Here is a 12,493-nt window from a genome sequence, read left to right on the forward strand (position 1 = left end):
GTAGTACCTCCTATTAATCTGCAATTTCAGTTTTACGCTTCCATTTCTTATTTCTGCGCTTGTTTATCATTCTGCGACCAAATAATAGCAACATGTTCAAAAAGACAGCTACAAGGAACATACAGCTCGCAAACAGCCATACATTCATGACATTCACTCCTTTCCGTTCTACAAACAAGAAAGAGGGCTTTTACATGTACCCTCTTTCATTTCTAGACATAAAAAAATCACTTTCCGTTTTCTCAAATGAGTAACAAAAAATGATTTAATCTGGTTTTCCTGTTATAAATTTTTTCATCGTTCCATTTCCATTGTTTCTTTTTTTCTACTTGATTTCTTTGTAGCCTTTGACTGGTCTACATTACCTGAAATAATAGGATCTGGCTCCTTGTCTATTTCTTTACCATTCGTTTGTTTTCCGTTTAATGGCTGAAATTTTTTATCTACATCTATTTCTTTTGAAGTTGTAGACTGATTCACCGTTATTCCTTCTTTCCCAAGCTTCTCATCCACCTGATTTTCTAATTTTACTACGTGTTCCTGGCTTACCAACTCATTATCAATCGAAACATATTTCGTTGTATAATACCGTTCTTCAGCTTTTACACGAGTGACAATACTATCAATATTATCTGGTGTTTCTTCATATTGTGAACGTCTGTATGCCTCGAATTTCCGGCTTAAATCCTTATCCAATGTAGTTGACTCTTTTTCTTTTGTAGGTTGAATTTGTTGATCTAGAGAGGCAATAGGTGCATATCCTTCCTTTTTCATTTCTTTATACAATTCCACTTCTTTTTCATTAAATGAGTGATCTTTTTGTTCCTCCGCTTTATCAACTAAGAGTCCATATCGTTCATCTTTTACGATTTCATCTAGACTCATATTTGCATCCTTTTCATGAATAATAAATGACAAATTTCCTCTTCCATCAAAGATAGAACTTTGAACCTTTTCATATAAATCTGGTTTCAAAATGTTATCTAAATAGATATTTTCTCGTTTCCCGTTCTTTTCCATGAGGGAAACGTATAAATCGTCCCGATTTGTTTTATCTTGATTCCATACAGACAAATAATTTATATCTTTCGTAACGGCATCCATCATGTGGATTCTTGCCAGTTCTTCATCTTGCATACCATTTGCTAATATTTCAATTGTAACTAAGTGGTTGGGTGTCTCTTTCGATTTTTCTACTGTATTTTGTTGTGCTTTTTCCATCGGTATTTCTTTGTTATTTCTATGATTCACTACCTCATCTCGTAACGCTTGTTTCACTTCATCCGATAGATACCTTTTCTCGTTTAATACTTGTTCATATGGTGTCTTGTAGTCACCATCTCCCATATCCAAACGATCCATACTCACAAGCTCCATTCTCCCAAAATCCCTATCTACTTCTTTTGGAATGGCGATATGATATCGAGTTTTATCATATGGTACGTATTCATCTCTTTCTCTTGCTTCCTCCTTTGCTTTTTCGATATTTGAAATGACTTCAGACATTTTTTCATTGGCCTCTCCAAATGGGATTAATTGATTACTTGCAAAATTTTCGTTTTCACTCCATTGAATTAACATAGTTGGACGAGTAATTTCATCCTGATTTAGAGCTGCATATCTTTCTTTATTTGCCACGTTAAATGCATCTATGAATTCCTTATCACTCAATTTTCCTGCGCCTTCCACGGGCTCAAACGCTCGGTTTCTATCCGCTTGCTCCCTTAACTCTGTAATAGAAACGAGTTCTTGTGTCGTCTTACTTAAACTCATATATTCGACCAATAAAATATTTTTCTCATCCTGTCTTTCATTTCTAGTTGTCATAATATCCTTATGTGATTCTGCAATAGAATGATTGATTTGATTCACCGTTTGATTTATTGCATTATCAAAATCAAATAGCTGATGCATATCTTTTATATATCCAGAAAGACACTCTACTTTCATATCCTCTTGTTGGTTAGACGTAACTTTCGCAATAGGTGTTCTTAGTATTTCTTCTCTTACCAGTCTTGGATTTTCATATTCATCTAGTTCATGAAAAGGTTCCAGTGTTTCTGTAATTTCTCTTATTTTTTGCTTCTCTGTTTCATTTCCATATTGATTAACAATTGCATGCATTTCCTCTACAGTTAATTGCATATTAGGATGAATTCCTTCAATTATCCGTCCATCTTCTGACAACTGGATTTCGTAGTTTTCCCAATGCCTTTCAAAATTTAATCCTAATTTTTCATTAATATTGCGCTGTGCATTTTGTTGAATACCTGTTAAAATTTCAAAATTGTCTCTTTCATGTTCAGATACTTGTTTTGACATATTATCTACTCCCTTTTCATTTGTTTTTTCTTTTTCCTTTTCTAACGTATTTTCAATTGTTTCAATAAATTCAATCGAAGTTTCATGTACTTCTTTCAATAACTTCGTTTTATCTTTCATTTCTTTTCCTTTTGTCCAGCTTGCTAAATAACCTAATGAATATTCGCTTGTATCAATTCCGAAATAAGAAGAAACGGCATAAGCGGTCATCTCTGCTTGAAACTCTTTTTCTGGTGCTGTGTAATTCATATGTGTTTCTGCTGTATGAAGTTTGGCATGCGCCAATTCATGAAGAAGGGTTTTTACATTTTGCAATTCACTGTTTCGTGGATTCAAGGCAACTTCTTTTGTTAGGGTATAACTCACACCTTTTGCGACACCCAGCTCTGCTTTTGGTTCAATAATTTTCACACCGTTCTTTTCCGCAACGGCTTCCATTCCTCTATACAAACTCTTGTAATCTTTCACGCTACCTTCTAACCAACGATTCGGAAAAATACGAGGGAGATCTTCCGCTTTTGCGTTCGTTTGCGACAAATCAAATACATGACCGACAGCAAAATATAAGCGACCAGGTATCACTTCTACGCTTTTAGATTCGATTTGTTTTTTCTCTTCCTCACTTGCTTTAGTTACTGTTTTCCAAGTGCCTTCTTTGTCTTTGAATTTTGCTACAGTTCGGTTTGGAACAAGGATCTGAATTCCTTTCTCGCCCTTCTTAACCGCAAACCCTTTTTCTTTCCAAAAAGAAAAGGAACCAACTGCACTGGCTCCCTCAAATTGACTCTGTATTAATGAAATATTAGATGGTGAATAGTGATAAAACTTTGCCATAAACGTTAGATACTCTTTTAAATCTCCCGGTGTACGAAAATAACCTTCTACGCTTTTTTCCATCTTTTTTGTTAAAGCTTGCACCGCTTCTTTCTTTTCTTCTGGTGATTTCGTTTGATACTTTTTCTTATAACTTTTACTCATGATCTTCTCCTACGCTTTCACTCGCTCTTTGCAATTCCTCCATGTCTTCTTCATTCCATCTTTCATTTGTATCGAAGAACAGTTCATGTGTTTTTACATTAACCGGAACCAACATGTTTTCTTGATTCATGACATGTACCGCAAGCTCTTTTTCTTCCTCTCTTGTAATCGGAATGGTTAACTCTTCATCCTTTACAAGTAAGATCAATTCCCCTTCTCCAACTGCTTTAATAACTCCTAACTCGATATCTTCACGAAATAATAGCATCCTACTAACCTCCTATTTTTTTATAAAAAGAAACAATGTAGCTTACGTTACATTGTTCTTTGATGCCTCATGATCTATACGTTTTTGTCTCGCATGACTAATCCGTTCCGCTACGACTTCCTTTGCCATTTTCACGCCACCAACTTCTATTTTATCCGTAGTAATAATACTCTCTAAATCTAAGTCATTAGCAAAAAAGTATCCATTCATTAATTCAATTAAAACTTGTGTATTTCTATCCGCACTATTTGCACCGAGACGAATTTTTGTTAGCTCACTTTTCAACACATCGTGTAGATTTTTTGATACAATTTCGGAAATATAATTCAATGACCATTCTGAACTTTTTGATGCTTGATGTTCTCTACAAATCCTAACAATTGCTTCACCGTTATATCTGATGTTGTGTTCTTCCATGTAGTCTTTAATATACGTATCTGTTTCCTCATCCAATGTAATTTGCATGCGAAAGTCTTTCATTTAATAACTCCTCTCATTTTGATATGCGTTTTCTTTTTGCATACGCTCATAATACTTTTGATTCTTCCAACTTTCATATTCACTTTTAAAAGCACGTTCCACTTTCTTCATAGAATACTGAATAGATACATTCTGTTGAAATTTTTGAAACGGCTTTGATTTTTTCATGTGATAGATTCTCTTTTGTTCTTTATCATATGCCTTCATTTCTTGTAAAAAGGCGTTACCCATTCTTTTATACAAGTCATTAATTTTATTCGTCTTGTAATTTTCATATTGCTTCTTATCATACTTTCCTTCCCCATACGCTTCTTTAAAAACTTGCACTTCTTTATCTAACTTTTGGAGAAACTGATCGTAATCTTTTTTATGATGGTGTTGAATATATCGACTGCTTAATTCATCAATTTCCGGCTTTAATGGTTGAATCGTATTGTAGCTATATTGCCACTGTCTTTTATCACTTGGTAACTGTTTATAGATTTTTAAAAACAAAGGTTTCAAATGTTGATTGCGCCAATCAAAAACGGAATCTTCTTTTTTACTTCCCACCATATTGTTTCGAATCAGGTCATTAATTTGTTTTTGTTCCTGCTTACGATCTAACAAATTGTTTACGACTTTTCCCCTCATTGCATCCAAGGTTTTTGGTTTTCTTTTGCCACGTTCTCTCGTTGGAAATGGTTCAACAGTTGCCACATGAATATGAATGTTATTCGTATTAAAATGAATAGCTGCCGACCAGGTAGAACTTTTTTCTAACCCCTCCCTTTTTTGCATTTCCTTCATCGCAAGCCGTGTCACATCCATTAACTTTTTTTCATCTAATGTTTTTGTTTTCTCATCATAAATGCCTTGTTCCTCTAGCCAAGGATTATGAAAAGAAATGACATCTTGCCACATAATACTTCCATTTTCGTGAGCGGTTTTAAACATTTCCTTTAAGGCTTTTTTCTCACTTTCTGATAAACGATTTGCGTGTTCCGTAAACAGCGCCGATGTCTTTTCTGGATTTCCCATATATTCTTGATACGTTTCAAACATTTTCGGATTCAGTTTCACTTCACTTTGTGCTTCTTCCCGGTCTACATACTCTATATAGTTCTGAAACGCATCCGAACTTGGTAACACAAACTTAGTTTTTAAAACAACACCAGGTGTGGCGGAAGATTGAACAGGAACGGCATTACTCATTTTCTTCATCCTGCATCATCATTTGAATAAACTCATTCATTTTTTTCATTTCGCTATAACAATCATTCATCATATGGATGTTCTTTTGGATGAGATTTTCTAATTCCATTTCTCTTTTATTTTGTTGCTGAAAAAATGCCAACATTTCAATTTGATCTTTCAAAAATTTCTGCCTGGATAATCCTTTCCTCTTTGCAATTTCATCTATTTTCTTTACGGCAATTGGATCTACTTCTCTAATTCTGATTTCCACTTTCCCCTCTCCTTTCTGCAATTGTGGGTAGAGATCAAAAAATAGTGAGAAGAGCATAAGGGGTTTTTGTTCCCACCTATGGTGTGAAGCTAGGCGGAGCCTAGCGAAACGATGGGAACAAGAAAACCTTCTAGGTGTAGACTCACTCACGACACAAAATCTTCTGATGTAGACTCACTCACGACTCATTTTTTCGTGATGTGGACTCACTCACGACACGAAATCCCTTGATGTAGACTCACTCACGACATGACTTTTTTCAGTTTTTATTAATTTCTTGTGCCTTTTGCTCTAATTTTAGGATCTTATCTCGTGCAATTTTTTGTTCCCCTTTAAATAATTCCACGTTCTTTTCTGATGATTTTATTTTAGATTCTAAGGATGCTATTTTCGATTGCGTTTCCGTTTTTTCCGCATCTGTTTGGTACTTCATTTCATCTTGTAGTTCTTTTACTTTTTCATAAACTGTCTTCGCATTTTCTTCTTCCAGTTTGATTGCTTTCCCATAATTTTTGATCTTTGTTTCAATATCTTTTTTGTCTCTCTCTATAAAATCTAGCTCATATGTTTTTTTGTCTTCAGCTAACAATTCACCATTTACTTTTGTTTTTCTTTGATCGGTAAAAATTGACTGAACAAGTTTATTCGGACTCTTTGTTGCTGCATTTTCTTCTTCATATTCGTTAACATCTTGCGTGAATTTACGAATATCCATCTGTTCTTTTTCACCGTTTTTATTGTAAATATCGAAAGCTAACGCTCCCCAATTCGGAGATAACTCTGTTACTTCTACCACATAATTTCCGTTCTCTTCATACAACACTTTGACAGGTAATTGAACACCAGACCTTGTTTTTTCTTGTGCTTTAAATGTAAATCCTGTTTCCTCATATCCTTCTATCCGAAAACGAATTTGTATAAAGTTTTTGTGTGGATTGTATTCCCTTTGTTCTACAATCAATTTTCCCATTCCCGATAATTTGACTACTTTATTTGTTTCCGTATGGAATAGTTTCTCATCGTTTGGCATGTAAATTTTAGACGTCAAAAAAGCGAAAAAACCTAAAAATAGAAAGCTGATAATTGCTAGGTAGATCCACGACTTATTTCTTCTCAAATTAATTCTTTCACTCTTCCTACTGATTGCACCTATCACACTCTCACCCCACTTTTTTTGTTATAATACTTTCATATTTAACTCTTCCACACTTGTCACTCGCCATGTTTCCTTTTCTTTTTTTATGATGATTCGCAACACATTGTTTACTTTTTCTTCTCGGTTTTGCGTTGAATCTGTCGTGACATTTATAAATTCAGCTAACACATTTACCTCCTCTTTATCTGGTTCATTTTCTTGTAAATAAAACTTCATTTCTATTGGTTTCGTTTTATAGGTATCTCCTAACTCGTATTTGTCAGTGGGATAGAATTGTTGTAAAAGTTCTTCACTCATAATGGATTTTGCTTTTTCTTTTCGCTCATTATAGCCTTCTTTTTCTCGATGAAAGGATAATTGAATAAACATTTCGGCCGTCGATAAATACGCTCTTCTCTGTTGTTCTTGTGCGGATGGAAGCACCTTATCCAGTCGTTTTTTTAAGTCTTCATTTTGTTTTGTTAGTAATTCATTTGAAAGTTTTAACTGTTTTTCTTTGCCATCACTCATTGATTTTTTGCTCAAGTAGATATTAAAAGCTGTCACACCTATAACTAAAATGACAAACACAATAAACAAAGATTTTCGTTTATCTTTCATTCATTCAGTCTCCTATTCTTTTGATTTTTAGAACCTTCTTACATGACCAGTAAATACTTTTTTCCAATACGGATTATTTAAATCTTCGATAGCTACTCCTTTATTTGTTTGGCAACCAATGAAATGATCCTTATCGATAACCAAACCAACATGCCCATCTTTTTTATAAGTATCAAAGAATATTACATCACCAGCCTTCATATCATTTGGCGATATCTTTTGACCAATTTTGTTCAATGATTCTGTATTAACATCCGTTACAGGTCCTAACTCTCTTCCTACTTGCTTAAATGCCCAATGTACAAAACTAGAACAATCAAATATATTCCTATCAATTTCACTTTGCTTTCGTCCTCCACCGAAAACATACGTACTTTTTCCTATCAATGGTCGCCCAACATCTACAACTTTTACACCGCTACTTCCACCACTTCCTGGATTTCCTCCACCACTAGAAACGACAGAACCTGGCTGATAATATTTCAAAACGGCATCAACGTACAAGAAATCCCCGTAACACGCTTGATACGGTACAGCCTCTGGTCTAAGGCAATGATACATACCAGTGTGAGCTACTTTTTTGTATTGCTCCTGTGAAAATTTTATAGCTAATTCCTTTGTATATTTACCGCCATTTGAAAAAATAAAATCAAAAAAACCAGTACCAAAATTATAGGCTTGTAAAGCTGTTTTTATATGATCCATATCACCAGGCCCAGTTACACCAGCTCGTTCTATCGCATGCTTAAACTCCTGTACACCGGCCCAAATGGAATAGTCGGGATCTGTAATACAATTTGGTTTTTTACAATATTTCGTATTAAATGCCCCTTCAGAACTCTGCATCGGATCACTGCCACGTCCTCCGCTCTCCTGCATCATTTGCGCAAGCATTAAAGCGACAAAAGGTTCCACGCCAAAGTCTTTCGCATGCTTCCGAATCGTAGGTTCCCATTTCAAAACATCAGGCGAAACATTCATTACTTGCCCTTCACCTGTATACGTAATGTCACCCGTGTCTGTTCCTGTTCCACTATCACTTCCCATTGCTGCAATGAAAATACTAACGATTCCAAGTAAAAGAAAAGAAAAAAGACCCATCACAAGTAACGCTAAAGTGATGAGCCATTTCTTTGGTATGATCTTTAAAACAAGATGCATGGTATTAAGCACCTCCCCCGAATAACATTAATTCTTCGTCTGTTACTTCTACATGAAAGTGAATGTTTTTTACAGCCCCGATACTTAAAATGACATCCCCTGTTGGCAAATGTGGAATCGCTGCAATTTCGCTTTCACTTAACTGTCCTGCAAATACTTTTCGTAACATATCTAAACTATTATTATCTTGCTGCATAATAAATTTGTACTGTGTAAGTTCAAAGAGTTTTTTAATTTCATCAATCATTTCCTGTGAAGATCCTTCCGGTACAAAATCTCGAATCGTATGACTTGCATATAAAAGCCCTGCAAAATATTTTCGGTCTTCTCGGCTAAATTTAATTAAAAATTGTAAAGCGTGAGCACTTTCTTTTCGTGTGTTAATTATATGATGTGCCTCATCGATAATAATGAAGTATCGTACAACATCTTCAAAAGCAATTTGCTTTTTGTTAAAGGCTTTTAATTGAGGAGCACCATTTGATATCATTTCATCCCATAGGAGATTTAACACATTAAAGATTTGTGCTTGAAACACTTCTGCTTTAGAACTGGATATATTCCGTAAGGAAAAAGATACAACTTGTTCTTTCTTGAAATCTTCAACTGTAGAATGCCCATCGAATAATTGTGCATACACTTCTACTAGATTCATAAGATTTAATTCAATTAATTCTAAACGATGGATTCTACTTTCTCCTAAATTTTCATGATGTTTTTTACTTACTACATCATGATATAACTCTTTACGAACAAACCTTAAAAAGTCAGAGAAAATAGGATATTCTTTTGGTTTTCTTGTTGTAATTTCATTTGTCGCTCCTTTTTTATCGTTCCATAATTCCATACGAATATATAATTTCCGAAGCAAATTTTCATATTCCTTAATTTCATCATCTTTTGCTTCTGGTGCAATAAAGCGATAAAAAGTTGTCATTTTAGATAAATGCTGAATAAAACTAACTTCCTCACTTTCTGCTGTCTTATATACTTGAAGTGGGTTAATTTGACCTTGTGATCCATCTAATGCAATTGTTTTTCCATTCAAGTCACGTACTGTTTCCTCAAATTCACCTACAATGTCAAAAATACGGATAAAATGTCCTTTACTTGCATAATCCACGGCTTTCTTTTTGAGTAAGGTTGATTTTCCAGCACCAGGCTTTCCAACCATTACACCGTTATAACTCTTTCTTTGTTTGTCTTTATGAAAAATATCAAAAATAACATTTCCTTTTGTTTTCGTTGTTCCATAATACGTACCGTATGGATCGTGCAAATAAGAATAGTGAAATGGACATCCACCAGCCAAACTGACTGCCGGAATTTCTTTTCCTTTTCTTCGGTTCACATAGCTTTTTTGTGTATCAAAGCTCGTTACAAGTGCATCCCATTCATACTCTTGTTCATTTAAAAAGACAGCTCCTCGAAAGTTATAAGACTCTAATGTTTCCATGATTTCTTTTACTTGTTTTTCTAGCTCATCTAATGTTCTAGCGGAAACATAGATACGGATATGAATACGTTTCATGACCTCACCTTGTTTCAAATCCGTATAGAGAGCTTCCAGCTCTAAAAATTCATTTTTTGCATCAATCCGATCTATATTATCCTTTGCTGTATCATGCCGAACACTTTGTTCACTCATGGATTTATTAATCGATTCAACAACTTCTTTTCGATCATCACTCATTACATCTAATGTTGTGATCACATTTGGCATATTCATAATTTGCTCTAGCCAAAAATCATTTACCTCTGTTGGATAGTCAAACACATGAATACAAGTACCAAATCCATCACCTGTTTGCACATAACTTTCTTTAAAACTTACACCCCCTTGTGGTTGGACTCTAGCTACTAAATAAGGATTGTAACCTTTTTTCTTTTTTAGTTCTTTTTGTTTTTCCTTTTTGGATTTTTTACTTTTGAACGCAAACATGTTGTTTCCCCCTCACTACCATATATTTTTTGTTCCCAATTTTGCATTTTGATTAAACAATTTAAACATAAGTTCTAACTTTTTCTCTTCATCTACCTCTAATAGTTCAGTAGAACGCTTAATATATCGTTTGGCTGCATCCACACGTTCTTTTACAATTAACTCACTTTCTCCGTAAATAAATAAGAAGGCTTCACGATTTGTTCTTCCCCATTCTAAGAATTGAAGTTCTTTTAACTTCTGGTTTAAAATTCGTTCATATAAAGGACTGGTACATTCTTTAATTTTTTTCTCTACATATCTTTGTTGTTCGGTAGTTTGACATGGGAAGTTTAAAAAAACAAGTTTAATGGACTGTTTGTAGGCTTGATAAAAATAAGCATGTGAGAAAATAACAAATGCTTGTTCTTCGCTATTCTTAGAGAACATATCGTCACCTTCGACTTGAAGGATTTCTAAAAACTCCTCATTTTTCAGTTCAAATATGCCATCCTCCGTCATGTCTACGATTTGCATAATTTCCGCAATACTTTTCTTTACCTTTGGTGGTGCTTCTTTCTTTTTTCTAGATAAAAAGCCTAAAAGTTTGGGATTTTTCTTTTTCAAAACATCTTTCTTTGGCTTTTCTTTCTTCTGTTTTTTTACTTTTCTTTCTACCTTTGTTTTTTCTTCCTCTTTCTTTTCGTCGGGTACCACCTTAACAATTTCTTTTGGTTCAGAAAGTGATTCCTTTACATTTTTTTCGTTAAAACGAAATGCCTTTTTCTTCGGTCTTTCTATTTGTTGTGGCTTTTCTTTTTTTACATCTTTTTCGCTGAATAACGCCATATGTGATCCCTCCCTTATTGATCGTTATCAATGGCACAATATGCACCTTTTCTTCTTAGCAATGTAATAATCAACACTTCATACATTCGTTTTTGAGGATTCGTACTTGGTCGCCAAATCATAATAATTGCAATAGCTGCCATGAAAATGACGAAGGGGAGTTGTAAAGAGCCATGCACAAAATTCCTTAGAATCATCGTTACAACTAATAAACCAATCAATAAGAAAAAATCTATTAGATATAGCACTTTATTAATCCGTAATTCTGTACTGATTTCCTTCGGAATCCGATAGCTTCTCATCGGTATTCCCTCCTTTTCGACAATAAAAAATAAGCGTACGGTTACGCTTATTTTTCATCTGTATTCTTTTTATTTTTGTTCACTATATCTCTCCAACTTTTACCTGTATTTTGACCCATTTGATAAAAACGCTTTGTATTTCGTACCGTTTCTGAATTATTGATTCGTTCTTGAACCCCTCTTACTGTTTGCTTAGCGGATGATGTAGTAGAGCTATAGCCCTTTTTAACTGTATCCGTTGCATATTGTCCTAATGTACGTGTTTCATGACTACTACTTGCTGCCACTTCTTTATCACTTTCATAAGGAACACTTGGGCTACTGTGTGTCACCGTTACGATATCGGCTGGTGCCGCACTACTTCCGCTTGCCACTGATCTTGGCGATTCCACAGGTGTTGGGTTACTTCCACTTGATACTGGTCTTGATGTTTCTACTGGTTCCGGGATATTTCCACTTGATACTGGTCTTGATGTTTCCACTGGTTCCGGGCTACTTCCACTTGATACTGGTCTTGATGTTCCCATTGGTGCCGGGCTACTTCCACTTGATACTGGTCTTGATGTTTCCATTGGTCCCGGGCTACTTCCGCTTGCTACTGGCCTTGATGCTTCCACTGGTGCCGGGCTACTTCCACTTGGTACTGATCTTGGTGTTTCCACTGGTGCCGGGCTATTTCCACTTGGTACTGGTCTTGATGTTTCCATTGGTGCCGGACTTGGTGTTTGACTTCCTTCATTTGCTCCTTGTCTTACTCCTCCTGGTGTTTGACCTCCTTCACTTGTTCCTTGTCTTACTGTTCCTGGTGTTTGACCTCCTTCACTTGCTCCTTGTCTTACTGTTCCTGGTGTTTGACTTCCTTCATTTGCTCCTTGTCTTACTCTTCCTGGTGTTTGACTTCCTTCATTTGCTCCTTGTCTTACTCCTCCTGGTGTTTGACCTCCTTCACTTGTTCCTTGTCTTACTGTTCCTGGTGTTTGACCTCCTTCACTTGCTCCTTGTCTTACTG

Annotated in this window: 12 protein-coding genes and 1 pseudogene; all 13 read right to left on the reverse strand. The window is 35.2% G+C overall.

Features of this window, described 5'->3' with window-relative positions; translation table 11 throughout:
* Nucleotides 1-13: 13 nt before the first annotated feature.
* Entirely contained in the window at nucleotides 14-148 is a 135-nt protein-coding gene (locus Q3V31_RS25655; RefSeq protein WP_329767451.1) for a hypothetical protein, read from the reverse strand.
* 146 nt (nucleotides 149-294) lie between these two features.
* On the reverse strand, nucleotides 295-3,300 hold the full coding sequence (locus Q3V31_RS25660; RefSeq protein ID WP_329767452.1) for an LPD25 domain-containing protein: 3,006 nt from the start codon (nucleotides 3,298-3,300) through the stop codon (nucleotides 295-297).
* Nucleotides 3,293-3,568: a hypothetical protein gene (locus Q3V31_RS25665; protein ID WP_329767453.1), complete on the reverse strand. Its 276-nt coding sequence runs from the start codon at nucleotides 3,566-3,568 to the stop codon at nucleotides 3,293-3,295. Before Q3V31_RS25665 ends, Q3V31_RS25660 begins: the two co-directional genes overlap by 8 nt.
* A gap of 42 nt (nucleotides 3,569-3,610) precedes the next feature.
* Nucleotides 3,611-4,048, reverse strand: coding sequence for a hypothetical protein (locus Q3V31_RS25670; protein WP_098773254.1), 438 nt, complete (start codon nucleotides 4,046-4,048; stop codon nucleotides 3,611-3,613).
* Nucleotides 4,049-5,242 (reverse strand): MobP2 family relaxase, encoded by a 1,194-nt coding sequence (gene mobP2 / locus Q3V31_RS25675; protein ID WP_329767454.1) that lies wholly within the window; start codon nucleotides 5,240-5,242, stop codon nucleotides 4,049-4,051.
* Entirely contained in the window at nucleotides 5,235-5,495 is a 261-nt protein-coding gene (locus Q3V31_RS25680; RefSeq protein WP_098417584.1) for a hypothetical protein, read from the reverse strand. The genes mobP2 and Q3V31_RS25680 overlap by 8 nt, the downstream gene beginning before the upstream one ends.
* A gap of 259 nt (nucleotides 5,496-5,754) precedes the next feature.
* Nucleotides 5,755-6,651 (reverse strand): hypothetical protein, encoded by an 897-nt coding sequence (locus tag Q3V31_RS25685; RefSeq protein WP_329767455.1) that lies wholly within the window; start codon nucleotides 6,649-6,651, stop codon nucleotides 5,755-5,757.
* Nucleotides 6,652-6,672: 21 nt separating this feature from the next.
* Nucleotides 6,673-7,251, reverse strand: coding sequence for a MerR family transcriptional regulator (locus Q3V31_RS25690; protein WP_329767456.1), 579 nt, complete (start codon nucleotides 7,249-7,251; stop codon nucleotides 6,673-6,675).
* A 27-nt stretch (nucleotides 7,252-7,278) separates the two neighbouring features.
* Nucleotides 7,279-8,412 (reverse strand): bifunctional lytic transglycosylase/C40 family peptidase, encoded by a 1,134-nt coding sequence (locus tag Q3V31_RS25695; protein WP_329767457.1) that lies wholly within the window; start codon nucleotides 8,410-8,412, stop codon nucleotides 7,279-7,281.
* A gap of 4 nt (nucleotides 8,413-8,416) precedes the next feature.
* The gene (locus Q3V31_RS25700; protein WP_329767458.1) at nucleotides 8,417-10,354 is read right to left on the reverse strand and encodes a VirB4 family type IV secretion system protein; all 1,938 of its coding nucleotides are present in this window, start codon (nucleotides 10,352-10,354) and stop codon (nucleotides 8,417-8,419) included.
* A 15-nt stretch (nucleotides 10,355-10,369) separates the two neighbouring features.
* On the reverse strand, nucleotides 10,370-11,182 hold the full coding sequence (locus Q3V31_RS25705; protein ID WP_329767459.1) for a hypothetical protein: 813 nt from the start codon (nucleotides 11,180-11,182) through the stop codon (nucleotides 10,370-10,372).
* A gap of 14 nt (nucleotides 11,183-11,196) precedes the next feature.
* On the reverse strand, nucleotides 11,197-11,484 hold the full coding sequence (locus Q3V31_RS25710; protein ID WP_097904827.1) for a DUF5592 family protein: 288 nt from the start codon (nucleotides 11,482-11,484) through the stop codon (nucleotides 11,197-11,199).
* A gap of 47 nt (nucleotides 11,485-11,531) precedes the next feature.
* Nucleotides 11,532-12,493, reverse strand: a pseudogene (locus tag Q3V31_RS25715) (pLS20_p028 family conjugation system transmembrane protein); the annotation flags it as partial.

This window comes from Bacillus nitratireducens, assembly GCF_036320425.1.
In the GTDB taxonomy this organism is placed as follows: Bacteria; Bacillota; Bacilli; order Bacillales; family Bacillaceae_G; genus Bacillus_A; species Bacillus_A nitratireducens.

Bases quoted from the DNA above. Each gene is read 5' to 3' on its own strand.
- Q3V31_RS25655 (WP_329767451.1), bottom strand. From the start codon at position 148: ATGAATGTATGGCTGTTTGCGAGCTGTATGTTCCTTGTAGCTGTCTTT.
- Q3V31_RS25660 (WP_329767452.1), bottom strand. From the start codon at position 3,300: ATGAGTAAAAGTTATAAGAAAAAGTATCAAACGAAATCACCAGAAGAA.
- Q3V31_RS25665 (WP_329767453.1), bottom strand. From the start codon at position 3,568: ATGCTATTATTTCGTGAAGATATCGAGTTAGGAGTTATTAAAGCAGTT.
- Q3V31_RS25670 (WP_098773254.1), bottom strand. From the start codon at position 4,048: ATGAAAGACTTTCGCATGCAAATTACATTGGATGAGGAAACAGATACG.
- mobP2 (WP_329767454.1), bottom strand. From the start codon at position 5,242: ATGAGTAATGCCGTTCCTGTTCAATCTTCCGCCACACCTGGTGTTGTT.
- Q3V31_RS25690 (WP_329767456.1), bottom strand. From the start codon at position 7,251: ATGAAAGATAAACGAAAATCTTTGTTTATTGTGTTTGTCATTTTAGTT.
- Q3V31_RS25695 (WP_329767457.1), bottom strand. From the start codon at position 8,412: ATGCATCTTGTTTTAAAGATCATACCAAAGAAATGGCTCATCACTTTA.
- Q3V31_RS25700 (WP_329767458.1), bottom strand. From the start codon at position 10,354: ATGTTTGCGTTCAAAAGTAAAAAATCCAAAAAGGAAAAACAAAAAGAA.
- Q3V31_RS25705 (WP_329767459.1), bottom strand. From the start codon at position 11,182: ATGGCGTTATTCAGCGAAAAAGATGTAAAAAAAGAAAAGCCACAACAA.
- Q3V31_RS25710 (WP_097904827.1), bottom strand. From the start codon at position 11,484: ATGAGAAGCTATCGGATTCCGAAGGAAATCAGTACAGAATTACGGATT.